Consider the following 22,035-nt stretch of genomic DNA (forward strand, 5'->3'; position numbering starts at 1 on the left):
TCAACCCCCGTCCCCGCGGCCGGCGGGATCGCGGCCACCCGGCCCAGGACCTCTCGCCCCGCAGCCACCCTCCACGTGGCAGCCCCTTGCCCCGCGACCCGTCGGCCGGGGCCCTCATGGCCCCGCCTCCTTCGTGCCCGCCGCCATGCCCGCCGCCGCGCCCGCTGTCCCGCCGACCGCGGCGCGGACCTGGCCGTCCGTGAGTTCCTCCGGGAGGTGGAAGCGGGCGAGGATCGCGGCCGTGCCGGCCGGTACGCGGGCGGCGGTGGCCAGCGAGACCAGCACCATGGTCACGAAGCCGAGCGGCACCGACCAGAGGGCCGGCCAGGCGAGCAGGGCGCGCAGGGAGCCCGTCGTCCCCGGATAGCCGGCCATGGTGGCGCCGACGGCGACGAGGGCCGCGCCGCCGCCGCCGATCATCCCGGCCGCCGCCCCGGGCGGGGTGAGCCGCCGCCACCAGATGCCGAGGACCAGCAGCGGGCAGAAGGAGGACGCGGACACGGCGAACGCGAGCCCCACCGCGTCGGCGACGGGCAGCCCTCCCACCAGCACGCTCGCGGCGAGCGGTACGGCCATCGCCAGGACGGTGCCGAGCCGGAAGTGCCGTACGCCGCGGGAGGGCAGGACGTCCTGGGTGAGCACCCCGGCGACCGCCATGGTGAGCCCGGACGCCGTCGAGAGGAACGCGGCGAAGGCGCCGCCCGCGACGAGCGCCCCGAGCAGGTCCGCGCCGGCTCCGCCGATCATCCTGTCGGGCAGCAGGAGGACGGCGGCGTCCGCGTCGCCGGTGAGGCTGAGTTCGGGGGCGTACAGCCGGCCCAGCGCTCCGTAGACGGGCGGCAGGAGATAGAAGGCGCCGATCAGGCCGAGTACGGCGACGGTGGTGCGGCGGGCGGCGACACCGTGCGGGCTGGTGTAGAAGCGGACGACGACGTGCGGGAGGCCCATCGTGCCGAGGAAGGTGGCGAGGATCAGGCCGTAGGTGGCGTAGAGGGGGCGTTCCTCGCGGCCGGCGGCGGTCGGGGAGGCCGACAGGGCGTCGTCGCTGCCGCGTTCGGCCGCCGGGACCGGAGTGCCCCGGTCGAAGGTCAGCCGGGTGCCGCCGTCGACGCGGTGGGTGCCCCGCGGGAGCCGGACGCGCGTGGCCTCGTACCGACGGCCGTCGACCGTGCCCGTGGCGGTGACGGTCAGGGGCCGGGTGAGCTTCAGGTCGAGTGTGGAGTCGATCTGGACGAGGCGCTGTTCGCGGAAGGCCGGCGGTTCCTCGAAGGCGTCGCGGGGGGCGCCGTGGGACTGCCAGGCGAGGATCAGGAAGAGCGCGGGCACGAGCAGGGCGGTGAGCTTGAGCCAGTACTGGAAGGCCTGGACGAAGGTGATGCTGCGCATGCCGCCCGCGGCGACCGTGGCCACCACGACGACGGCGACCAGTACCCCGCCGAACCAGTCGGGGGCGTCGGTCAGCACCGCCAGCGTCAGCCCCGCTCCCTGCAGTTGGGGCAGCAGGTAGAGCCAGCCGACGCCGACGACGAACGCCCCGGCGAGCCGTCTGACGGCCTGGGAGCCGAGCCGGGCCTCCGCGAAGTCGGGCAGGGTGTAGGCGCCGGAGCGGCGCAGGGGGGCCGCGACGAAGAGGAGCAGCACGAGATAGCCGGCGGTGTAGCCGACCGGGTACCAGAGCATGTCGGGTCCCTGGACGAGCACCAGGCCGGCGATGCCCAGGAAGGAGGCGGCGGAGAGGTACTCGCCGCTGATCGCGGCCGCGTTGAGCCGGGGGCCGACGGTGCGCGAGGCGACGTAGAAGTCGGAGGTGGTCCGGGAGATGCGCAGCCCGAACGCGCCGACCAGGACGGTCGCGAGGACGACGAGGGCGACGGCGGGAACGGAGTAGTTCTCGTTCACGGTTCAGCGGTCCTCGACCAGGCGCACGAGGTCCCTCTCGTTGCGTTCCGCGCGCCGTACGTACCAGCGGGCGAGCAGCACGAGCGGCGGGTAGAGGCAGAAGCCGAGGACGGCCCATTCCAGGGCGGCTCCGTCCGGCATCGCGGCGAAGACCAGCGGCAGTGGTCCGACGAGCAGGACCAGGACGGCGAACGTGACGCATGCGGCCCGGAGCTGACTGCGCATCAGGGAACGCACATAGGTGTGGCCGAGGGTGGTCTGTTCGTCGATCTCGGTCCTCGGCCGGTAGTAGCCGGACGTCCGGCGAGCGCGCCGGGGCGCTCCGGTGACGACCACGCGGCGTTCGGTGGGGTCCTGCGGCACGCGGTGCTCCTCAGCTCGTGGTCCGGCGCAGCAGCAGATCGCGCAGTTGGCGGGCGTGCCGGCGGCTGACCTGGAGTTCGACGGAGTCGACGAGGACACTCACCGTGCCCGCGTCCAGGCGGAGTTCGCCGATGTGGCGCAGGGCGACGAGGTGACGCCGGTGGATGCGGACGAAGCCGCGGGGGCGCCAGCGTTCCTCGAGGGTGGACAGCGGGATGCGGACCAGGTGGCTGCCCTGTGCGGTGTGCAGCCGGGCGTAGTCGCCGTGGGCCTCGACGTGGGTGATGTCCTCGACGGCCACGAAGCGTGTCACTCCGCCGAGTTCGACGGATATGTGGTCGGGGTCGGGCTCGTGGACGGGGATCAGGGGTGCGGTGTCCCGCAGTTGGGCGGCCCTGCGGACCGCCTCGGCGAGCCGTTCGCGGCGTACGGGCTTCAGGACGTAGTCGACGGCCTTGAGTTCGAAGGCCTGCACGGCGAACCCCTCGTGGGCGGTCACGAACACGACGAACGGCGGCTGGGCGAACCCGCCGAGCAGCCGGGCCAGGTCGAGCCCGTCCAGGCCGGGCATGTGGATGTCGAGGAAGACGACGTCGATCGCCTCGGGGCCGCCGGGGCCCGACTGGAGGGCCCGGTTGATGCGGCGCAGCGCCTCGGTCGCGTCGCTCGCGCCCTCGGCGCTGCCGACCCGGGGATCGGCGTTGAGCAGATACAGCAGCTCTTCGAGGGAGGGTTGTTCGTCGTCGACGGCGAGCGCGCGCAGCATGAGAGTGGAGTGTAGGAGCGATTCGCGTGGCTGGACATGTGCGGGACACGGCCGTCGGCGCCGGCCGGGTGGTGGCCGCCGCTGGATACAGTGCGCCAATGAGCAGCAAGCCCGCGATGTTCGACGAGCTCGACCGCAAGATCATCACCGCCCTGATGGCCAATGCCCGGACGAGCTTCGCGGAGATCGGCGCGGCGATCGGACTGTCCGCGACGGCGGTCAAGCGCCGTGTCGACCGGCTGCGCGAGACCGGCGTGATCACCGGGTTCACCGCCACGGTGAAGCCCGCGGCGCTCGGCTGGCGCACGGAGGCGTACGTGGAGGTGTACTGCGAGGGCGCCGCCCCGCCCAGGCGGCTCGCGGAGGTGGTGCGCAACCATCCGGAGATCACCGCGGCGATGACGGTGACCGGGGGCGCTGACGCGCTGCTCCATGTACGGGCCGTCGACGTGGAGCACTTCGAGGAGGTCCTGGAGCGCATCCGGGTGGAGCCGTTCATCCGGAAGACGGTCAGCTACATGGTGCTGTCCCATCTGCTGCCCGAGGCCCCGGAGGCCGGGGCGACCCACGCGGCTCCCGATGACGCAGGAAACGTGCGCTGAACCTGCCTATCACGCAGCGGTCCTGCGTATATGCGCAGCTCTCGTCGCTTGTCGTGCCTGGCCCTCGCTTCTTACCGTGGAGGCATCCCACCAGCCGACACCGCAGGAAGCGGAGGAACCTCTCTGTGTCCGAAAGCCGTGTGCCGCGCCCCCGGCGCTTCCTCGTCTGCGACCCCAGACACTTCGCCGTGCAGTACGCGATCAACCCATGGATGCGTCCCGACACCCCCGTGGACGTCGATCTCGCGCGAGATCAGTGGCAGGCGCTGATCAGCGCCTATCGCGCGCACGGCCACACCGTCGACTCCGTCGAACCGGTCCCCGGGCTTCCCGACATGGTCTTCGCCGCGAACTGCGCGCTCGTCCTGGGCGGCCGTGTCTTCGGCTCGTCCTTCCACGCACCCGAGCGCCGCCCCGAGTCCACCGCGTACGAGACCTGGTTCAAGACGGCCGGTTTCGACGTCTACCGCCCGGAGTCGGTGTGCGAGGGCGAGGGCGACCTCGTCCCGACGCGCCGCTACATCCTCGCCGGTACGGGTTTTCGCACCACGCCCGAGGCCCATCGCGAGGTCCAGGAGTTCTTCGGCGTCCCGGTCATCGGCCTGCGCCTGGTGGATCCGCACTTCTACCACCTGGACACCGCGCTCTTCGTCCTCGACGACGACAACATCGCGTACTACCCGGAGGCGTTCTCGCCGGGCAGCCGCGAGGTGCTGAGCCGGCTGTTCCCCGACGCGGTGCTCGCCACCCGTGAGGACGCCCTCGCCTTCGGCCTCAACTCCGTCTCGGACGGCCGCCATGTCTTCATCGCGCCGCGCGCCGAGGCCCTCGCCGACCAGCTCGTCCGCCACGGCTACGTCCCCGTCCCCGTCGACCTGTCGGAGTTCCACAAGGCCGGCGGCGGCATCAAGTGCTGCACACAGGAGATCCGTTCATGACCGCTCCCGCCCGTGCGACCGAGCCCGCCGGCGCAGGCGCCCGCAGCTCCGAGGAACTGATCCGGGCCGAGGGCCCCGTCCTGGCGCACAACTACCACCCGCTGCCCGTGGTCGTCGCGCATGCCGAGGGCACCTGGGTCGAGGATGTGGAGGGGCGGCGCTATCTCGACATGCTGGCGGGCTACTCCGCGCTCAACTTCGGCCACCGCAACCCGGTGCTGATCGAGGCGGCGCACCGCCAGCTCGACCGGCTCACCCTGACCTCACGGGCCTTCCACAACGACCAGCTGGCCGGATTCGCCGAGTCCCTGGCCGCGTTGACGGGCCTGGACATGGTCCTGCCGATGAACACGGGCGCCGAGGCGGTGGAGAGCGCCATCAAGGTGGCCCGCAAATGGGCGTACGAGGTGAAGGGCGTCGAGCCCGACCGGGCCACCATCGTGGTGGCGGCGGACAACTTCCACGGCCGGACCACCACGATCGTCAGCTTCTCCACCGACGAGACGGCCCGCACCGGCTTCGGCCCCTTCACGCCCGGCTTCCGGGTCGTGCCGTACAACGACCTGGCCGCGCTCGAAGCGGCGATCGACGAGACGACGGCCGCGGTGCTGCTCGAACCCATCCAGGGCGAGGCGGGCGTGGTCATCCCGGACGACGGCTATCTCGCCGGCGTCCGCGAGCTCACCCGCCGCACCGGCTGCCTCTTCGTCGCGGACGAGATCCAGTCCGGGCTCGGCCGCACCGGCACCACCCTGGCGGTGGAGCACGAGTCGGTCGTCCCCGACCTGCTGCTGCTCGGCAAAGCACTGGGCGGCGGCATCGTGCCGGTCTCCGCGGTCGTCGGCCGCCGGGACGTGCTGAGCGTGCTGCGTCCGGGTGAGCACGGCTCCACCTTCGGCGGCAATCCGCTGGCCGCGGCGGTCGGATCGGCGGTCGTGGGCCTGCTGGAGACCGGCGAGTACCAGCGCACGGCGGCCGAGCTGGGCGCCTTGCTGCAGGAGGGGCTGACGGCCCTGGTGGGCCGGGGTGTGGAGGGCTTCCGGTCACGAGGGCTGTGGGCGGGCGTCGACATCGATCCCTCCATCGGCACGGGCCGCGAGATCAGCCAGGGTCTGATGAACGAGGGAATTCTGGTCAAGGACACCCACGGTTCGACCATCCGGCTGGCGCCGCCGCTGACCATCACGGCCGCGGAACTCCGGTCGGCTCTCGGGTCTCTCGAGAAAGTCCTGACGCAAGGAGTCTGATACCGGCCAAGTGGCCACAGAGAGTGACACCACGCTGGTTACGCCCGGCGACGGCCGCGCCTACACTGATCGCTCCCGGGGAAAACGAGGAGTGCCCCAGTGTTCTATTACGTGCTCAAGTACGTGCTTCTGGGTCCGTTGTTGCGAGTGGCCTTCCGGCCCCGGATCGAGGGCCTTGAGCACGTACCGTCGTCGGGCCGGGCCATCGTGGCCGGCAATCACCTGTCCTTCGCGGACCACTTCCTGATGCCGGCGATCCTGAAGCGCCGGATCACCTTCCTGGCGAAAGCCGAGTACTTCACCGGACCCGGCATCAAGGGGCGGCTGACGGCGGCGTTCTTCCGCAGCATCGGACAGATTCCGGTGGACCGGTCGGGCAAGGAAGCGGGACAGGCCGCCATCCGCGAGGGCCTCGGCGTGCTGAACAAGGACGAGCTGCTCGGGATCTACCCCGAGGGCACCCGCTCGCACGACGGACGCCTCTACAAGGGCAAGGTGGGTGTCGCGGTGATGGCCCTGCGGGCTCAGGCCCCGGTCGTCCCCTGCGCCATGATCGGCACCTTCGAGGCCCAGCCCCCGGGCAGGAAGCTCCCGCGGATCCACCCCGTGGTGATCCGCTTCGGCAAGCCGCTCGACTTCTCGCGCTATGCCGGGATGGAGGGCGAGAAGGCCGTCCTGCGCGCCATCACCGACGAGATCATGTACGCCATCCTGTCGCTCTCCGAGCAGGAGTACGTCGACCGGTACGCGGGCGAGGTCAAGGCCGAGGAAGCGGCGGAGAGGGCCGAGGCGAGCCGCAAGTTCCCCCGAATGCCGATGAGTTGACCCGACCGGGAACCCATACGTACGTCCTGTACGTTTCTTGCGTATGAGACGTGCTGTGGTGATCGGAGCGACAGGACAGATCGGACGCGCGGCCGTGACGGCGCTCGCCCGGGACGGCTGGGAGGTGACGGCCGCTTCGCGCGGCGGCCGTCGCGACGACGGCTGGCCCGCCGAGGTGCGCACGGCGGCGCTCGACCGGGAGGACGGCACCGCGTTGGCCGCGGCGGTCGGCGACGGCTGCGACGTGCTCGTGGACATCGTCGCGTACGGAGCGGACCACGCGCGGCAGTTGACGGGGCTCGCCGGCCGGGTGGGCTCGGCCGTCGTCATCTCCAGCGTGTCGGTGTACGAGGACGACAAGGGGCGCGGGTTCGACACGCAGTCGGAGCCGGACGGCTTCCCCGCGTATCCCGTGCCGATCCCGGAGAGCCAGGGGACCGTGCGACCCGGTGAGGGCACGTACAGCACACGCAAGGCGGCCCTGGAGCGTGAACTCCTCGCCGCGGGCGACCGGTTGCCGACGACGCTGTTGCGGGCGGGAGCCGTCCACGGCCCGTACGGCCGCACGCCCCGCGAGCTGTATGCCGTCAAGCGCAATCTGGACGGACGCCGCAGGCGGATCCTCGCGTACGGCGGCGCGAGCCGTTTCCATCCGGTGAGCGTCCACACCCTCGCCGAGCTGATCCGGCTGGCCGCCGCACGACCGGGCTCGCGCGTCCTGAACGCCTGCGACCCCGACGCGCCGACCGTGGCGGAGATCGTCCGGGCCGTCGACGCGGTGATGGGCACCCGGACGGAGGACGTTCTCGTCGACGGGCCTCCCCCGTCCCCGACGGTCGGCGACACCCCCTGGTCGGTCCCCCTGCCCGTGGTCTGCGACATGAGCGCCGCCGAGAGGGAGCTGGGCTACCGCCCCGTGACCCGGTACGCCGACAGGCTCCCGGAGACGGTCGCCTCGATCGAGCGGCAGCTCGCGGGGAAGGACTGGCGTGAGGCGTATCCCGCGATGGCCAGGAACTACGGGGACCTCTTCGACTACGCGGCGGAGGACGCCTGGCTCTCCCCCTGAGGCGGCGCCGTCACGGCGTACGCCAAAGGGGGCGGCCGGTCGGACCGGCCGCCCCCTCGTGGGCGAGTACTACGGCTGCGGAGTGGCGTGCGGCGTGCACGTCACGTCGGCGGCGTCCGTCTTGCCGGTGAGCAGGTAGGAGTCCACCCGCCCGTTGATGCACGGGTTGACCAGTCCGGTCACACCGTGCGAGCCCGCGCCCTGCTCGGTGATCAGGCGGGAGCCCTTGAACCGCTTGTGCAGCTCGACGGCACCGACGTACGGAGTGGCGGCGTCATTGGTGGACTGCACGATGAGGACGGCGGGCAGGCCCTTGCCGGTCTTCACCTCCACCGGGGACTGCTGCTTGACCCCCCAGGTGGCACACGGAAGGTTCATCCATGCGTTGGCCCAGGTCATAAAGGGATATTCGGCGTCAAGTCGGGTGTTGTCCCGGTCCCACTTCTTCCAACTGGTGGGCCACTGCGCGTCGGTGCACTCGACGGCCGTGTACACGGCGTTGCCGTTCTCCGAGGAGATGTTGCCCGCCGTGTCCGTGAGGTCGGGGGACGCGGCGTCGACGAGCGCCTGGGTGTCACCGGCGACGTACTTGCTGAACACCGAGGCGACCGGCACCCACGAGGAGTCGTAGTACGGAGCGCTCTGGAAGAAGGAGATCAGCTCGGCGGGGCCGACGACTCCGCCCAGCGGGCTCTTCTTCGCGGTGGCACGCAGCTTCAGCCACTGGTCCTGCACCTTGGCGCGGGTGTCACCGAGGTGGAAGGCCGCGTCGTTCTTGGCGACCCAGTCCTCCCAGTCCTTCCAGCGGCCCTCGAAGGCGACGTCCTGCTCCAGGTTGGCCTGGTACCAGATGTTGTCGCGCGACGGGTTGACGACGCTGTCGACGATCATGCGGCGCACGTGGCCCGGGAACAGCGTGCCGTAGACGGCGCCGAGGTAGGTGCCGTAGGAGACGCCCAGGTAGTTGAGCTTCTTCTCGCCGAGCGCGGCCCGGATGACGTCGAGGTCGCGTGCCGTGTTGGGCGTGGTCATCTGCGCCAGCACGGCCTTGCCGCTGCGCTCGGCGCAGCCGTCGGCGTACTCCGCGGCCAGCTTGCGCTGGGCCCGCTTGTCGGCCTCGGAGTCCGGGACCGGGTCCGCCTTGGGCGCCTTGACGAACTCCTGCGGGTCGATGCAGGAGATGGGCGCCGAGTGGCCGACTCCGCGCGGGTCGAAGCCCACGAAGTCGTACGCCTTGGCGGTGTTCGCCCACAGCGGGGCCTTGGTGGTGACCCGGCGCGGGAAGCGCATGCCGGAGCCACCGGGGCCGCCCGGGTTGTAGACGAGCGCGCCCTGGCGCTCCTCCTTGGTACCGGTGTTCCCGATGCGGTCCACGGCCAGCTTGATCTGCTTGCCGTAAGGGTGCGCGTAGTCCAGCGGCACGCTCACCCAGCCGCACTGGATCGGCTTCTCGAAGCCCCAGTCGGCCGGGCAGTCCTGCCAGTCGATCCCGGCCTTGGCGGCCCGCTCGGCGGCGACGGCCGCTCCGCGCTGCTCGCGGCTCTGCCCGTAGCTCCGGCCGTCCCGCGAGTCGGCGGTGGCCGACGGAGCGGCGACGGCTCCGGCTATCAGGGTCGCGGTGACGAGCGCTCCGGCCGAACCGAGCGCTGCCACCCGTTTCGTCGGTCTCTTGGACCTCAAGTGTGACCTCCCCGTACATCATTGCGATTGGTACGAGGATCCTTTCTGCTGTGAGGTCCCCGGCAACAGACGTGACCGGTGTTCTTTACCAATCCGATAGCCGGTACGACGTGTTCCGGTGAGCGGTGAACCAGATGTGAAAGGCCTTTCGCAGCAACATAATTGACGTCACGTAAGTTCGCGCAGCGCCTCGTCCAGCACCCGTCGCAGCAGCAGCGCGTCGGGGGCGAGTGCCGTCACGAGCACGGCGGGTCCGGCGAGCGGGGTGAGCGCGGCGTACTCCCCGAGCGGTCGCGCCGCCGGCGCCGCCCTCTCGAACTCCGGTCGTACGACGACGAGTTGTCCGAGTGCCCGATGCCCGGCGAGGACAGCGGGCCCGTCCCAGCCGGCGGGCGCACCCGGACCGCAGGCCACCTCCTGGTCGAGCAGGGCCCGTCCGCCGCGTCGCACGGTGAGACGGCTGGTGAGCCGCCCGGGTTCCTCACCGACGCGCCCGAGCACCTGTTCCTCCCGGAAGACGAGCCGGGCGCCGGGTTCGAGGTCGATGCGCGAGGCGACGGAGAGATCGCTGCCGCCCGCGGAGATCAACTGTTCGGGCAGCCAGCACAGTTCACCTCCGTCGGCCACGTTCAGGCGCACGTCGTAGCGGGCCTCGCCTTTGGCCTGGCCGGGCAGCGCGATGGTGGCGGCGGCCGAGCCGACCCGCAGTCGCGCGCCCGGACCGACCCGGGCCTCGACGGCGAGGTGATCGCCGCCGAGCGGTCCGCTCATCGCCCCGACCAGCATCACGCGCGCCTCGGAACCGCCGCTCCGGATCCGGCGCAGGGCGAGCGGCCCCTCTCCGTCCAGCACCGGCAGCGAGGTCCCGCCCCGGCCGTCGTCCCTGGCCTCGATCCGCGCCGTGGCGCGCACTCCCGCCGTCGTCACGCCGTCCACGCCGCGAGCCGTTCCCGCACCCAGCCGGCGACCGCCGTGACGCCGGCCTCGGTCCGCAACGACTGGAAGACCACGGGCAGTTCGGCCCGCTGCGCCTTGGCGTCGGTGGCCATCCGCCCCAGGTCGGAGCCCACGTACGGCGCCAGGTCGGTCTTGTTCACGACGAGTAGGTCGGCCGTCGTGACACCGGGCCCGCCCTTGCGTGGGATGTCGTCCCCGCCCGCGACGTCGATCACGAAGATCTGCGCGTCGACGAGTCCCCTGGAGAAGGTCGCGGTGAGGTTGTCGCCGCCGGACTCCACGAGGATCAGATCCAGCGGCCCGATCTCGTCCTCCAGGTCCTCCACCGCTTCGAGGTTGGCGGAGATGTCGTCCCGGATCGCGGTGTGCGGGCAGGCGCCCGTCTCGACGGCGGTGATCCTCTCGGGGGGCAGTACCGCCTCCCGCAGCAGGAATTCCGCGTCCTCGCGGGTGTAGATGTCGTTGGTGACGACGGCGAGGGACAGTTCGTCGCGCAGCGCCCGGCAGAGCGCGGCGACGGTGGCGGTCTTCCCGGAGCCGACGGGGCCGCCGAGCCCGATGCGCAGGGCACGGCGCCTTCCGTCGGGCCGTCGGGCGTCGGCACTGACCGCGGACGGCCCGTGGTGAGAGTGGTCGAGATGCACGGTACGGCTCCAGCTTCGTTCGTGGCGTGGGTGTTGGGGTGGGGAGGGGGTGGGGGTGGGGGTGGGAAACGGAGTCGGTGACGCTCCCCCGGAGGCCAGGGACCCCGACCGGTCGACGGGCACCGACACCTGCGGGGCGGAATGCCCCGGGGACGCGGCCCCGTCCGACTTCGGGCCGCCGCCGGGCTCCTGACTCCTTGCTCCTTGCTCCTTGCTTCTTGCTCCTTGAGCGTGACGTCCCACGAACGTCCGCGAAGCGAAGGTGCTGGGGACCCGGGAGCCCGGAGCCGACGGCGGGACGGTTCGCGGGTTCCCGAGGGGTCCGAGAGCCCGCGGCCCGCGTCCGCTAGGAGGCGAAGAGCCGCACCGGCCAGGCCGCGTGCGCCTCCGCACCGATCTCCAGCAGTGGCGCCGACGCCGCGGGAAGCGCCTCGACGCCGTCGTCGAGGACCCTCCGGGCCGCACTCGCCGCCGCGTGGGCGACGACGTCCAGTTCCGGTGCGAGCCGGGCCAGCGCGGCCGTCGCGTCGAACGGGTCGAGGCTCAGCAGCCGCACCGTCGCCGACGCGGGCCCGCTGACGCACTCGTACGCGGAGCAGTACGCGGCGTCCTCGGGCCCGAGACCGGCGGCCCGAGCGGCCACGCCCAGCACGACCGGCTGATGCGCACCCTTCGGGAACTCCCGCGCCAGCGCGTCGAGTTCACCGGAGGGCCAGGTGGCTCTGGCCGCCCGCATCAACTGCCGTCCCAGCCGCCGCGCGGTGACCCGCAGGGCGAGCGAGGGCGTACGGGCGTCGGCGGCCGCGTCCAGGGCCACCGGATCGACCCCGAGTGCGGCCGCCGCGGCCAGTGCGGCCGAGACGAGTCCGCTCGTGTGCAGCCGCCCCCGGCAGAAGTCCTCCAGGTTCTCCGCTCCGGTGATCCGTCCGGCCCTGACCGCCGCCTCGGCCCCGCCGGAGTGCGCGTGCCCTCCGGCGGGGAAGCGGCCGTCGGACAGGACGAGGAGCGCTGCCCGGGACATCAGAAGAGGAAGTAACGCTGGGCCATGGGCAGTTCGGCGGCGGGAGTCGCCTCGACGAGCTCCCCGTCGATGTGCACGGCGAAGCTGTCGGGGTCGATCCGCACCTCGGGCCGTGCGTCGTTCTCCCGCATGTCGGCCTTGGTCACCGCCCGCGTGGACTCGATGGCGACGAACCGCTTGCCGAGCGAGAGCCGCTCCGGCAGCCCGTCCTCGATGGCCAGCGGTGCAACGAAGTTGAAGGAGTTCGCGGCCGGGGCCCGCCCGATCGCCCCGAACATCGGCCGGGGCAGGACCGGTTGCGGTGTCGGGATGGACGCGTTGGCGTCGCCCATCTGCGCGTACGCGATCATTCCGCCCTTGATGACGAGATGCGGCTTGACCCCGAAGAACGCGGGCTCCCACAGCACGAGGTCCGCGAGTTTGCCGGTCTCCACCGAGCCGATCTCGCGGGCGAGTCCCTGCGCGAGCGCCGGGTTGATCGTGTATTTGGCGACATAGCGACGTACGCGGTGGTTGTCGGCGCGGCCGTCGCCCGGCAGGGCGCCCCGGCGCCGCTTCATCACATGGGCCGTCTGCCAGGTCCGCATGATGACCTCCCCGACACGGCCCATGGCCTGGGAGTCCGAGGAGATGATCGAGATGGCGCCGAGGTCGTGGAGTATGTCCTCGGCCCCGATGGTCGAGGGCCGGATGCGGGACTCGGCGAAGGCCAGGTCCTCGGGCACCGCCGGGTTCAGGTGGTGGCAGACCATCAGCATGTCGAGGTGTTCCTCGGCGGTGTTGACGGTGTAGGGCCGGGTCGGGTTGGTCGAGCTGGGCAGGACGTACGGCTCGGAGACCACGGTCATGATGTCCGGCGCGTGCCCGCCGCCCGCACCCTCCGTGTGGTAGGCGTGGATACCGCGTCCGGCGATGGCGGCGAGGGTGTCGGCGACGAACCCGGACTCGTTCAGCGTGTCGGTGTGGATGGCGACCTGGATGCCGGTGCGGTCGGCGACGGTGAGGGCCGCGTCGATCGCGGCGGGCGTCGAACCCCAGTCCTCGTGGATCTTCAGGCCGAGGGCGCCGCCCCGGATCTGCGAGAACATCGCCTCGTGCGAGACGGTGTTGCCCTTTCCGAGCAGACCGAAGTTGAGCGGGTACCCCTCCATCGCCTCCAGCATCCGGGCCAGATGCCAGGGACCGGGCGTGACGGTGGTCGCCTTGGAGCCCTCGGCGGGTCCCGTGCCGCCGCCGACGAGCGTCGTGATGCCCGAGGCGAGGGCCTCGTCGGCGATCTGCGGACAGATCAGATGGACGTGCGCGTCGATGGCGCCCGCGGTCAGGATCCGCCCGTTGCCCGCGATGATCTCGGTCTCGGGGCCGATCACCAGGTCGGGATGGACGCCGTCCATGGTGTCCGGGTTGCCGGCCTTGCCGATGCCGGAGATCCGGCCGTCGCGCATGCCGACGTCGGCCTTGACGATCCCCCAGTGGTCGACGATCACGACACCGGTGACGACCGTGTCCGGGGTGCCGTCCGCGCGCGTGGCGCGTGCCTGGCCCATGGATTCGCGGATGACCTTGCCACCGCCGAACACCGCCTCGTCGCCGGCGAGTCCGGGCCCGCCGGAACGGTCCTCCTCGATCTCGATCAGCAGGTCGGTGTCGGCGAGGCGGATACGGTCGCCGGTCGTCGGACCGAACAGGTCGGCGTACGCGGCACGCGAGATCTCAGGCATCGAGGGCACCTCCGGTCTCCCCGCGCAGTCCGGGCACCACACGGGCGCCGGCGAGCGGGACGAGTTCGACCTCGACGGGGATCCCGGGCTCGAAGCGCACGGCGGTCCCGGCGGCGACGTTGAGCCGCTTGCCGTGCGCGGCGGCGCGGTCGAAGTCCAGACCGGGATTGGCCTCGGCGAAGTGGTAGTGGGAGCCGACCTGAACGGGGCGGTCGGCGGCGTTGAGAACGGTCAGCCGGGTGGTCTCACGGCCCTCGTTGAACACGACGGGTTCGTCGGCGAAGAGGAACTCTCCGGGAATCACGGCGCTTGCCCTCCGTCAGACGATCGGGTCGTGGACGGTGACCAGCTTGGTTCCGTCCGGGAAGGTCGCCTCGACCTGGACGTCGTGGATCATCTCGGGGATGCCCGTCATGACGTCGTCCCGGGTGAGGATCTTGCGCCCGGAGGACATCAGCTCGGCGACGGTACGGCCGTCACGGGCGCCCTCGAGGATGTGCGACGTGATCAGGGCGACGGCCTCGGGGTGGTTCAGTTTCAGTCCGCGGGCCCGGCGCTTCTCGGCGACATCGGCCGCCACATGGATCAGCAGCCTCTCCTGCTCGTGCGGGGTCAGTTGCACGGCGTCCCACCTCACATCCTCGCTCCGGACCGTGCGGGGCCCGGTGGCCGTGGCCACCAAAACCCCTGGTGGCGTGGATGCGCACGCTAGTTGGCCGGAGTTTCGAGGACGTTAACCAGCCTGTGATCCCTTCCGGGCCGGGCCGGGTGAACCCCTCGGGTCCGCGATGCCGCCCCGCTTGCCCCGTTCCGCCCGACCGGGCCGGGGTGGCACCCCTGGACGCCGTGAGGCCGTCGGGGACAGGACCGTATACGGCGTACCGGGCGACTCGCGGGGATCCTCCCCGCCGACCGGTGACGGCACGGCACGACACGGCACCGGCCACGGTCACGTCGGCGGCCAGTGCGCCAACGGGCGGCGTCCGCCTCGTCACGACGCCCGGCACGCGCCTCGACGGGCAGACGTGACCCGCCAGGGGACCTAGGAAGCGCTGGGCCCGCGGTGCTCCGCCGCGATGCCGAACCGCTGGCGCTCGCGGGGCGCCGACGCCACCTCCCGGACGCTGGACAGGGAGCTGATCACCTGGCCGTCCGCGGGGTCCGGGAGTTCTTCGAGGCGCTCCAGGTCGGCGGCCGAGACCAGGGCGACGAGCGGCTTGCCGTGCCGCGTCACGACGACGCGCTCACCGCCGTACACGACGCGGTTGATCAGTTCGGCGAGCTCAGCCCTGGCTTGCGTCACCGGAATCTCGTAGGCCATGACGTCCAGCTTAGACCGGGCCTCCCGCGCGCCGCGGGGCTCGGGATCCTCCGTCCGGCCGCGTACGGCACCGCTCGGACGGTCCCCGGACAGGGGCAGGGCCGATTTCGCTCTCAGCATGTCCCCTCCCCCGGAGACGTACGTCCTGTACATTTTTTACAGACGTCGATCTGAGGAGGCGCGCCATGCGCAGCCCGTCCGCCCGCCATGTCCTGCCGGAGTTCACCGAACGCACGAGCTCGGGGCACCGGACCCTGGATCCGTACTCGAAGCTGCTCAGCGAGCGGATCGTGTTCCTCGGGACACCGATCGACGACACGTCGGCGAACGACGTGATGGCGCAGTTCGTGTACCTCGAACACCAGGCGCCCGAGCAGGACATCTCGCTGTACATCAACTCCCCGGGCGGCTCCTTCAGCGCGATGACCGCGATCTACGACACGATGCGGTTCGTCACCTGCGACGTGGAGACGGTCTGCCTCGGCCAGGCGGCGTCGTCTGCGGCCGTCCTGCTGGCCGGCGGCACCCCGGGCAAGCGGCTCGCCCTGCCGGGAGCGCGCGTCCTCCTGCACCAGCCGTCGGTCCCGGAGCCGGTCCAGGGACAGACGAGCGACCTGGTCATCCGGGCCGGGGAGTTGCTGCGCACCCGCGAGATCCTCGAGGACATGCTCGTACGGCATACGGGGCGGAGCCCGGAGCGGGTCGCCGCGGACATCGAGCGGGACAAGATCTTCGACGCTCCGGCGGCACTGGCCTACGGGCTGATCGACCGGATCGTCCCGAGCCGCAGGGCCTCGCACGAGACGCCCGGCGCGAGGTGAGCGGCCGATGATCCCGGACCTCCCCCCGCTGCCCGCGCTGACCCGCGCCGAGGCCGAGCTGATCGACCGCTATCTCGACGTGGTCGACCTGGTCGGCCGTATCAACCCGTCCCGTCCCGGAGACACCTATCGCGGCCTGAGGGCGGCTCAGGCACTGGTCGGCAAGGCGGCGGCCCTGCGGGACGCTCTCACGCTGATGCACCAGCGGGGCGAGAGCGAGGTGCACGCCCCGACGCTGGCCCAGGCCCTGCGGGTGCTCGACGGGGAGCGGCGGGCGAACCGGGTCACCTTGCCGCCCGAGTCCGGCAGTTGACGGACCCGCACCGGAAGGCCGGTACGCGCCGTGGCCGCCGACGTCCGGACCGCGACTCAAACGGACCGGATGGTGTACCCCCCGTTGGCGTATTCGCCCAACCTTTCTACGACCCCTCCGAGTTGCGCAACACGCGGCGTCCGAAGGCCGGATGAGGCCCGTCGTCGCAGGTGCGGGCCTCATCCACGTCCCCAACACGTGCTCGAACGGAGGGGTGTTCACTCGAACGGGTGAGTGGTGAGTAAGCCCACAAAACACCGGTTCCGCTCGGATTTTCCTACTCCCATGAGTGAAGATCCCTTCCGACGACAAGCCCCCGCCACAGCGGCGGGGCGGTCCGGGCGGACGCCGAGTCCTGCCGCCGCCCGGATGCCCGGTCGACAGAAGTGGATCGGCAGGAGTGGAGGACCCAGCTAGACGGGCCGCCGGAACAGTTCCGGGCGGTCCTTGGGGTGAAGCCGCAACAGCGGCCGGGCAACTTCGCCAGCCCGAATCCGACAGGTCATCCTTCACAGGCGGCTGACGAAGGGTTGCGCATGACTGCGCTCAATCGTGTCCCGTCGCTGTGGACCCGGGCCGGTACGGCCTCGGCCCTCACCCTTGCCGCGGTGGGCGGCAGCCTCGTGGTACCCGGCGCCGCGCCGGACGCCGAGGCGGCCACTCTTGCGACGAGGGCACTCCACGTCGCGGCATCGAAGCACGGCTCCCCCTACCAGTGGGGCGCCACGGGACCTCACCGCTTCGACTGCTCCGGGCTCACGCTCTACTCGTACAAGAAGGCGGGCAAGAAGCTGCCTCGTACGGCCGCGGCCCAGTACAACAAGACGCACCACGTCTCGGCCTCACACCGCAAGGCCGGTGACCTCGTGTTCTTCCACTCCGGCCGGAACGTGTACCACGTCGGTATCTACGCCGGGAAGGGGAAGATCTGGCACTCTCCGAAGACCGGGGAAGTGGTGAAGCTCCAGAAGATCTGGACGAGAAGCGTCTGGTACGGCAGGGTCGGCTGACCTTTCGCCCGGGGCGGCGGCGCGTGCCGCCGCCCCGGAGCGGGCCCTCCACGGGCCGCCCGACGCCCTCTCAGCTCCTCAGCGGCTCCAGCACCAGGACGACGCCCAGAACGGTGAGAGCGCCGCCGGTGGCCCCCGCCACGGCGCGCGCGGCACGCGGCCCGCGCAGCCACCGTCCGAGCCGGTCGACCAGCAGCGCGACCGCCGGGAACCACACCAGGGCCAGGACGACCACGATCAGCGCGAGCACCAGCGTCCGCGGCACCACCGCGCTGCCCGCGGGCACGAACTGCGGCAGCAGGCTCAGGAAGGTGACGGGCGCCTTCGGGTTGAGCACGTTGGTGACGAACCCCTGCCGCAGCGGACGCGGGCCCGCCCCCTCGGTCACTGCCCCCTCGCCCGCCGGTCCGTCAGCCGCCGCGCCGCGCGGACGGTACAGCGAGTGGAGCGTGCGCAGGCCCAGGTACAGCACATAGCCGCCGCCGAGCAGCTGGAGCGTCCGGAACAGCGTGGGCACGGCGGTGAGGACCGCGGCGACCCCGGCGACGGCGAGCGCGGTGTGGACGAGCAGGCCGCCCGCGATGCCGAGGGCGCAGGCGACCCCGGCACGGCGCGAGACGAGTGCGTTGCGTACGACGACGGTGAAGTCCGCGCCCGGCATGGCGACCATCCCCGCGGCGACACCTGTGAAGGCGATGAGCTGTGCGTCCATGCGTCCAGGCTGCCCGGAGCGGGCCTTCAGCAGGTATGTCGAATATCCTGGGCGGGCCTTAAGCAATCGTTTAGGCCGGGCGGCGTGCCACCGGTCCCGGGAGGCCGCGATGTACGACCCGACACGGCTCGCGGCGCTGGTGGCGGTCGCCGAGGCGGGGTCGATCACCCGGGCCGCCGAGCGCCTCGGATACACCCCGCCGGCGCTGTCCCAGCAGGTGGCGAAGCTGGAGCGGGAGGCGGGGGCGACGCTGCTGGTGCGCTCCCACCGCGGAACGCGGCTCACCGACGCGGGTGAACTGCTGGTCGTACGGGCCCGCCGGGTCCTCGACGAGATGGAGCTGGCCCGGCACGAACTGGCCGGTCTGACGGGACTGTCGGGCGGCACGCTGCGGCTCGGCACCTTCCAGACGGCGGGCACCCATCTGCTCCCGCCGGTACTCAGCGCCTTTCGCCGGGCCCACCCGGACGTGGCGCTCGCGGTCGCCGACTACGAGCCCCCGCTCGGGATCGCGGCGGTCGCGGCCGGCGAGGTGGACCTGGCCCTCACGCACACCTACCGGCCCGCCGCGCCGGTACCGGTCCCGTCGTCCGTGGGCGTCGAGCCGCTCCTCGTCGAGGAGCTGGTGCTGGTGACCGCTCCCGGCCACCTCCTCGCGGACGGTACGGCACGGCTGCCGCTCACCGAGCTCGCCGGACAGCCGCTGATCAGCATGGCCCCGCACCACCCTCCCCGGCAGGGTGTGGAGGCCGCGCTCGCCCGGGCGGGGGCCACACCGGCGGTGCTCGTCGAGACACCGGTGTACGCCCTGGTGTGCGCGCTGGTCAGTGCCGGGCTCGGGGTCGCGGTCGTGCCCGAGATGGTGGCGGCGACCGCGGCGACGCCGGTGAGCGCCCGGCTGCTGGAGCCGGGAGACCTGCGCCGCACGATCTCGGTCGTCCACCGGGCGGATGTCACGGTCCCCGCTGCCGACGCGTTCCGCGCCCTGCTGCGCGGGGCGTTCGGACGAGCCGGAAGGCACCGGCTCTCCGGCCGGCCGGAGACCCGGGGGCGTCGGGACAACATCCTCTAGTGCGACTCCTGGTACGACTCCGTCAGGTCTGCGTCGATCCCGGGATCCCCCTGGGGTCTGCCGTCTGGATCGGACCCTAGGGCTCTTCCGGCCACCCCGCCGGCACCGGCTGGACGGGGACCGTCCACGGGAGTTCGATGGAGACCGTCTTGCCGCCCTCCCGGGTCGGCACGACGGTGAGCCTGCCGCCGCACTCGGCGGCCAGCCAGCGGATGATCACCATGCCGCGGCCGTTGTCCTGCTGGACGGCCGCGGGCAGCCGCTTCGGAAAACGCGGATGGCTGTCGGTGACACCGATACGCAGACGCTCCTCCCGGTCGAGGCGCACGCCGACCGTGAAGGTGGGTGACTGCCCGAACGTGTGCTGGACGGCGTTGGTGGCCAGTTCGGACACGATCAGACGGACGGTCTCGGCGACTTCGCAGTCGCCCGGCAGGCCCCATTCGGACAGCACTTCGGCGACGAATTTACGGGCCACGGAAACCGAGACCGGTTCGCTCGGCAGGGTGACGGATGCTTCCTGATGGTCTGCCATGGCGACGTTCGTCCCTTTCCCACGGGACCGGAGCCCGACACCGAGCGGATGGTTCGAGTACGGTCCCGGACTGGTGCTTGCGCCAGACTGCCATTACCGGGCCGGTCGCGGGTGCGATCCACCGACTAATGCATATATCTGTCGCTCGATGCGGTGAACTCTGCGTCGGCAGAGCATATTCGGGCGACTTGGAAGGAGTAAGGAGAACAGTCATGCAGCACGGTCCCGCGGTGCGCCGCCGCAAGCTCGGTGCCGAACTGCGCGCGCTCCGCGCGGGTACGGGCCTCACGAGCGGTGAGGCGGCCCGCCTGCTCGGCTGGCACCAGTCGAAGGTGAGCCGCATCGAAACCGGCACCAGCGGGGTGAAACCGGCCGATGTGGAGCGCCTGTTGCACGCGTACGGCGTCGATGATCCCGAACTGCGTGAACTTCTCGTCGTATTGGCCGGATCCGAGGGCAACGGGCGCCACCACTGGTGGCACGCGTACCGCGGTGTGCTTCCGCCCGCCTACCGCGACTTCATCAGCCTGGAGTCGGGCGCCAGCGCCATGCGCACCCTGGAGACCTCTGTCGTACCCGGACTGCTGCAGACGCCGGAGTACGCCCGCGCGGTCACGCGGGCCGCCGTGGACGGTCTGGAGGAGAGCAAGCTCGACGCCCTGGTCGAGGTGCGCCTGGCCCGGCAGGACGTCCTGCGCTCGAACCCGCCGCTGGAGCTGTCCGCCGTCCTGGACGAGGCGGTGTTGCGGCGGGAGGTCGGCGGCCCCGACGTCATGGCGAGCCAACTGCGGCGGCTGCGGGAGGCCGCCGCCCTGCCCCAAGTACGGCTCCAGGTACTGCCGTTCGCCGCCGGGGCACACATCGGAGTTACCGGGCCTTTCGTTATTTTCTCATTTCCGAACACAACCGATCTGGATGTGGTTGTTCTCGACCACTTGACGAGTAGCCTCTATCTCGAACGGAAAGAAGACCTCCAGGCCTACACCGAGGCCTTCAACACCCTTCAGTTCCACGCCCTTTCGCCCGAGGACTCGTTGGACTACATCGCCGTGATAGGTGACGGCGCGTAAGGAGGCACGTCATGTCAGCAATGCCTCGGTACGTACCTTCCAGCACTTCACTGCACCCTGTGCGATGGCTGCGCAGCAGCCGCAGTACCGGGATGAACAACTGCGTCGAGACGGCACGCCCGAGCACCGGACCCTGGTCCGGAATGGTCGCGGTGCGCGATTCCAAGAACACGGCGGGACCCGCCCTGCTGTTCACCCCGGACGTCTGGAAGGGGTTCATCACCAGGCTGGACTGACCCCGCACGGATCACCGCTCCGACAGATCACCGGCCGGCCGCTCCGGCGGACCACCGGCCGATCGCTCCACCGGTTCACCGGTTCCGGCTGATCACGTCCACCGCGTGCTCGATCTGCTCCTCGGAGAGGTCCGCGCGGGCCGTCAGCCGCAGTCGCGAAACGCCGTCGGGCACCGACGGGGGACGGAAACAGCCGACAGCGAGGCCCGCCTCGCGGCAGTCGGCCGCCCATCGCACCGCCCGTTCGGGGGACGGTGCCCGCACGGAGACGACCGCGGCGTCCGGTCGCACCGCGGAGAGGCCCTCCGCCGTCAGCCGCGTGTGCAGTGCCCTGGCCACCGCGCGCGCCCGCGCCGCCCGCTCCGGTTCACGGCGCAGCAGCCGCAGCGCCGCCAGCGCCGCGCCCGCCGCCGCGGGCGCCAGGCCCGTGTCGAAGATGAAGGTGCGCGCCGCGTTGATCAGATGGTCGATGACGGCCGCCGGGCCGAGGACGGCGCCGCCCTGGCTCCCGAGCGACTTGGAGAGCGTGACGGTCACGACGACGTCCGGGTCCCCCGCGAGCCCCGCGGCGTGCGGAGCACCCCTGCCGCCGCGGCCCAGGACACCGAGCCCGTGCGCGTCGTCGACGATGAGTCCGGCGCCGTACTCCCGGCAGGCCAGGGCGAGTTCGGCGAGCGGGGCCGCGTCGCCGTCCACCGAGAAGACCGTGTCGGAGACCGTGACCGCGGGTCCGTCGTGGGTGCCGAGCGCCTTGCGCACGGCGTCGGGGTCCACGTGGGAGACCACCTGTGTGGTGCCGCGGGCGAGCCGGCAGCCGTCGATCAGGGAGGCGTGGTTGCCGGCGTCGGAGACGACCAGCGAGCCGTGCGGCGCGAGCGCGGTGACGGCCGCGAGGTTGGCCGCGTAGCCCGAGGACAGGACGAGCGCGGACTCGAAGCCGCAGAAGTCGGCCAGTTCGCGTTCCAGCTCGCCGTGGAGTTCGGTGGTGCCGGTGACGAGCCGGGAGCCCGTCGCGCCGCCGCCCCACCGGCGCGCGGCCGCGGCCGCGCCCTCGGTGACCTCCGGGTGGCGGGCGAGCCCGAGGTAGTCGTTGCTCGCGAGGTCGAGGAGCGGCGAGTCCGCGGGACGCGGGCGCAGCGTTCGTACGAGTCCGGCCCTGCGGCGCGCCTCGGCCTGCTCGTCGATCCAGCCGAACGCCATGTGTCCTCCGGGT

Annotated in this window: 25 protein-coding genes and 1 riboswitch; of the genes, 11 read left to right on the plus strand and 14 right to left on the minus strand. The window is 71.6% G+C overall.

Going from position 1 to position 22,035, the window contains the following annotated elements; all coding sequences use genetic code 11:
- Nucleotides 1-114: 114 nt before the first annotated feature.
- Genes OG485_RS08760 through OG485_RS08770 form a run of 3 tightly spaced genes read right to left on the minus strand, consistent with a single transcriptional unit; the run spans nt 115 to nt 3,028 of the window.
- The gene (locus OG485_RS08760; RefSeq protein WP_328665567.1) at nt 115-1,899 is read right to left on the minus strand and encodes a sodium/solute symporter; all 1,785 of its coding nucleotides are present in this window, start codon (nt 1,897-1,899) and stop codon (nt 115-117) included.
- A 3-nt stretch (nt 1,900-1,902) separates the two neighbouring features.
- On the minus strand, nt 1,903-2,262 hold the full coding sequence (locus tag OG485_RS08765; protein ID WP_328665568.1) for a hypothetical protein: 360 nt from the start codon (nt 2,260-2,262) through the stop codon (nt 1,903-1,905).
- Between the two features lie 10 nt (nt 2,263-2,272).
- A complete protein-coding gene (locus tag OG485_RS08770; RefSeq protein WP_328665571.1) occupies nt 2,273-3,028 on the minus strand; it encodes a LytR/AlgR family response regulator transcription factor in 756 nt (251 codons plus the stop codon).
- A gap of 98 nt (nt 3,029-3,126) precedes the next feature.
- Here OG485_RS08770 and OG485_RS08775 point away from each other — a divergent pair, with 98 nt between their 5' ends.
- The 5 genes from OG485_RS08775 to OG485_RS08795 all read left to right on the plus strand — a co-directional run bounded on the left by OG485_RS08775 (nt 3,127) and on the right by OG485_RS08795 (nt 7,709).
- On the plus strand, nt 3,127-3,630 hold the full coding sequence (locus OG485_RS08775) for an Lrp/AsnC family transcriptional regulator (RefSeq protein WP_326789146.1): 504 nt from the start codon (nt 3,127-3,129) through the stop codon (nt 3,628-3,630).
- Between the two features lie 125 nt (nt 3,631-3,755).
- Nucleotides 3,756-4,568 (plus strand): dimethylargininase, encoded by an 813-nt coding sequence (gene ddaH, locus OG485_RS08780; RefSeq protein WP_328665573.1) that lies wholly within the window; start codon nt 3,756-3,758, stop codon nt 4,566-4,568.
- The gene (gene rocD / locus OG485_RS08785; RefSeq protein WP_328665575.1) at nt 4,565-5,815 is read left to right on the plus strand and encodes an ornithine--oxo-acid transaminase; all 1,251 of its coding nucleotides are present in this window, start codon (nt 4,565-4,567) and stop codon (nt 5,813-5,815) included. The genes ddaH and rocD overlap by 4 nt, the downstream gene beginning before the upstream one ends.
- 99 nt (nt 5,816-5,914) lie before the next feature.
- Nucleotides 5,915-6,640 carry a lysophospholipid acyltransferase family protein gene (locus OG485_RS08790; RefSeq protein ID WP_328665577.1) on the plus strand — a complete coding sequence of 242 codons (726 nt, stop codon included), beginning with the start codon at nt 5,915-5,917 and terminating at the stop codon, nt 6,638-6,640.
- Between the two features lie 55 nt (nt 6,641-6,695).
- Nucleotides 6,696-7,709 (plus strand): NAD-dependent epimerase/dehydratase family protein, encoded by a 1,014-nt coding sequence (locus tag OG485_RS08795; protein WP_328674284.1) that lies wholly within the window; start codon nt 6,696-6,698, stop codon nt 7,707-7,709.
- Between the two features lie 69 nt (nt 7,710-7,778).
- On the opposite strand, the gene OG485_RS08800 is transcribed toward OG485_RS08795, so the two are convergent.
- The 8 genes from OG485_RS08800 to OG485_RS08835 form a co-directional block, all read right to left on the minus strand.
- A complete protein-coding gene (locus OG485_RS08800) occupies nt 7,779-9,389 on the minus strand; it encodes an alpha/beta hydrolase (protein ID WP_328665579.1) in 1,611 nt (536 codons plus the stop codon).
- Nucleotides 9,390-9,557: 168 nt separating this feature from the next.
- Nucleotides 9,558-10,325 carry an urease accessory protein UreD gene (locus tag OG485_RS08805; RefSeq protein WP_328665582.1) on the minus strand — a complete coding sequence of 256 codons (768 nt, stop codon included), beginning with the start codon at nt 10,323-10,325 and terminating at the stop codon, nt 9,558-9,560.
- Nucleotides 10,313-10,990: an urease accessory protein UreG gene (gene ureG, locus OG485_RS08810; RefSeq protein WP_328665583.1), complete on the minus strand. Its 678-nt coding sequence runs from the start codon at nt 10,988-10,990 to the stop codon at nt 10,313-10,315. The genes OG485_RS08805 and ureG overlap by 13 nt, the downstream gene beginning before the upstream one ends.
- Before the next feature lie 346 nt (nt 10,991-11,336).
- Entirely contained in the window at nt 11,337-12,011 is a 675-nt protein-coding gene (locus tag OG485_RS08815; protein ID WP_328665585.1) for an urease accessory protein UreF, read from the minus strand.
- Nucleotides 12,011-13,732, minus strand: coding sequence for an urease subunit alpha (locus OG485_RS08820; RefSeq protein ID WP_328665587.1), 1,722 nt, complete (start codon nt 13,730-13,732; stop codon nt 12,011-12,013). The genes OG485_RS08815 and OG485_RS08820 overlap by 1 nt, the downstream gene beginning before the upstream one ends.
- Nucleotides 13,725-14,036 (minus strand): urease subunit beta, encoded by a 312-nt coding sequence (locus tag OG485_RS08825; RefSeq protein WP_328665589.1) that lies wholly within the window; start codon nt 14,034-14,036, stop codon nt 13,725-13,727. Before OG485_RS08825 ends, OG485_RS08820 begins: the two co-directional genes overlap by 8 nt.
- A 15-nt stretch (nt 14,037-14,051) precedes the next feature.
- Nucleotides 14,052-14,354 (minus strand): urease subunit gamma, encoded by a 303-nt coding sequence (locus tag OG485_RS08830; RefSeq protein WP_326789136.1) that lies wholly within the window; start codon nt 14,352-14,354, stop codon nt 14,052-14,054.
- 420 nt (nt 14,355-14,774) lie between these two features.
- Nucleotides 14,775-15,053 carry a type II toxin-antitoxin system Phd/YefM family antitoxin gene (locus OG485_RS08835; protein WP_328674285.1) on the minus strand — a complete coding sequence of 93 codons (279 nt, stop codon included), beginning with the start codon at nt 15,051-15,053 and terminating at the stop codon, nt 14,775-14,777.
- A 185-nt stretch (nt 15,054-15,238) separates the two neighbouring features.
- Here OG485_RS08835 and OG485_RS08840 point away from each other — a divergent pair, with 185 nt between their 5' ends.
- The 3 genes from OG485_RS08840 to OG485_RS08850 all read left to right on the plus strand — a co-directional run bounded on the left by OG485_RS08840 (nt 15,239) and on the right by OG485_RS08850 (nt 17,197).
- Nucleotides 15,239-15,874 carry an ATP-dependent Clp protease proteolytic subunit gene (locus OG485_RS08840; RefSeq protein ID WP_328665592.1) on the plus strand — a complete coding sequence of 212 codons (636 nt, stop codon included), beginning with the start codon at nt 15,239-15,241 and terminating at the stop codon, nt 15,872-15,874.
- A gap of 7 nt (nt 15,875-15,881) precedes the next feature.
- On the plus strand, nt 15,882-16,187 hold the full coding sequence (locus OG485_RS08845; RefSeq protein WP_328665594.1) for a hypothetical protein: 306 nt from the start codon (nt 15,882-15,884) through the stop codon (nt 16,185-16,187).
- A 360-nt stretch (nt 16,188-16,547) separates the two neighbouring features.
- A riboswitch (cyclic di-AMP (ydaO/yuaA leader) is annotated at nt 16,548-16,720 on the plus strand.
- Between the two features lie 3 nt (nt 16,721-16,723).
- Nucleotides 16,724-17,197, plus strand: a complete 474-nt coding sequence (locus tag OG485_RS08850) for a C40 family peptidase (protein ID WP_326789132.1) — start codon at nt 16,724-16,726, stop codon at nt 17,195-17,197.
- 70 nt (nt 17,198-17,267) lie between these two features.
- On the opposite strand, the gene OG485_RS08855 is transcribed toward OG485_RS08850, so the two are convergent.
- On the minus strand, nt 17,268-17,909 hold the full coding sequence (locus OG485_RS08855; protein WP_328665597.1) for a LysE family translocator: 642 nt from the start codon (nt 17,907-17,909) through the stop codon (nt 17,268-17,270).
- Nucleotides 17,910-18,018: 109 nt separating this feature from the next.
- On the opposite strand from OG485_RS08855, the gene OG485_RS08860 reads away from it, so the two are divergent.
- Nucleotides 18,019-18,981: a LysR family transcriptional regulator gene (locus tag OG485_RS08860; protein ID WP_328665599.1), complete on the plus strand. Its 963-nt coding sequence runs from the start codon at nt 18,019-18,021 to the stop codon at nt 18,979-18,981.
- A gap of 76 nt (nt 18,982-19,057) precedes the next feature.
- Here OG485_RS08860 and OG485_RS08865 read toward each other — a convergent pair whose 3' ends face one another.
- Nucleotides 19,058-19,516 (minus strand): ATP-binding protein, encoded by a 459-nt coding sequence (locus OG485_RS08865; protein ID WP_326789129.1) that lies wholly within the window; start codon nt 19,514-19,516, stop codon nt 19,058-19,060.
- Nucleotides 19,517-19,728: 212 nt separating this feature from the next.
- Between OG485_RS08865 and OG485_RS08870 the strand changes: the two genes are divergently transcribed.
- Together OG485_RS08870 and OG485_RS08875 are read left to right on the plus strand one after the other, a co-directional pair.
- Nucleotides 19,729-20,586 carry a helix-turn-helix domain-containing protein gene (locus tag OG485_RS08870; protein ID WP_328665602.1) on the plus strand — a complete coding sequence of 286 codons (858 nt, stop codon included), beginning with the start codon at nt 19,729-19,731 and terminating at the stop codon, nt 20,584-20,586.
- A gap of 11 nt (nt 20,587-20,597) precedes the next feature.
- Complete coding sequence (locus OG485_RS08875; protein ID WP_328665603.1) at nt 20,598-20,822, plus strand: DUF397 domain-containing protein; 225 nt, start codon at nt 20,598-20,600, stop codon at nt 20,820-20,822.
- 75 nt (nt 20,823-20,897) lie between these two features.
- Here the strand turns inward: OG485_RS08875 and OG485_RS08880 are convergent, their stop codons facing one another.
- A complete protein-coding gene (locus OG485_RS08880; protein ID WP_328665605.1) occupies nt 20,898-22,022 on the minus strand; it encodes an 8-amino-7-oxononanoate synthase in 1,125 nt (374 codons plus the stop codon).
- Nucleotides 22,023-22,035: the final 13 nt, after the last annotated feature.

The sequence above is a fragment of the Streptomyces sp. NBC_00328 genome (assembly GCF_036139655.1).
In the GTDB taxonomy this organism is placed as follows: domain Bacteria; phylum Actinomycetota; class Actinomycetes; order Streptomycetales; family Streptomycetaceae; genus Streptomyces.

Excerpts from the sequence above, each read along its gene's own strand:
- OG485_RS08820 (WP_328665587.1), bottom strand. The coding sequence starts at position 13,732 with ATGCCTGAGATCTCGCGTGCCGCGTACGCCGACCTGTTCGGTCCGACG.
- OG485_RS08880 (WP_328665605.1), bottom strand. The coding sequence starts at position 22,022 with ATGGCGTTCGGCTGGATCGACGAGCAGGCCGAGGCGCGCCGCAGGGCC.
- OG485_RS08815 (WP_328665585.1), bottom strand. The coding sequence starts at position 12,011 with ATGTCCCGGGCAGCGCTCCTCGTCCTGTCCGACGGCCGCTTCCCCGCC.
- OG485_RS08875 (WP_328665603.1), top strand. The coding sequence starts at position 20,598 with ATGTCAGCAATGCCTCGGTACGTACCTTCCAGCACTTCACTGCACCCT.
- OG485_RS08845 (WP_328665594.1), top strand. The coding sequence starts at position 15,882 with ATGATCCCGGACCTCCCCCCGCTGCCCGCGCTGACCCGCGCCGAGGCC.
- OG485_RS08855 (WP_328665597.1), bottom strand. The coding sequence starts at position 17,909 with ATGGACGCACAGCTCATCGCCTTCACAGGTGTCGCCGCGGGGATGGTC.
- OG485_RS08770 (WP_328665571.1), bottom strand. The coding sequence starts at position 3,028 with ATGCTGCGCGCGCTCGCCGTCGACGACGAACAACCCTCCCTCGAAGAG.
- OG485_RS08775 (WP_326789146.1), top strand. The coding sequence starts at position 3,127 with ATGAGCAGCAAGCCCGCGATGTTCGACGAGCTCGACCGCAAGATCATC.
- OG485_RS08870 (WP_328665602.1), top strand. The coding sequence starts at position 19,729 with ATGCAGCACGGTCCCGCGGTGCGCCGCCGCAAGCTCGGTGCCGAACTG.
- OG485_RS08840 (WP_328665592.1), top strand. The coding sequence starts at position 15,239 with ATGCGCAGCCCGTCCGCCCGCCATGTCCTGCCGGAGTTCACCGAACGC.
- OG485_RS08865 (WP_326789129.1), bottom strand. The coding sequence starts at position 19,516 with ATGGCAGACCATCAGGAAGCATCCGTCACCCTGCCGAGCGAACCGGTC.
- OG485_RS08860 (WP_328665599.1), top strand. The coding sequence starts at position 18,019 with ATGTACGACCCGACACGGCTCGCGGCGCTGGTGGCGGTCGCCGAGGCG.
- OG485_RS08850 (WP_326789132.1), top strand. The coding sequence starts at position 16,724 with ATGACTGCGCTCAATCGTGTCCCGTCGCTGTGGACCCGGGCCGGTACG.
- rocD (WP_328665575.1), top strand. The coding sequence starts at position 4,565 with ATGACCGCTCCCGCCCGTGCGACCGAGCCCGCCGGCGCAGGCGCCCGC.
- OG485_RS08835 (WP_328674285.1), bottom strand. The coding sequence starts at position 15,053 with ATGGCCTACGAGATTCCGGTGACGCAAGCCAGGGCTGAGCTCGCCGAA.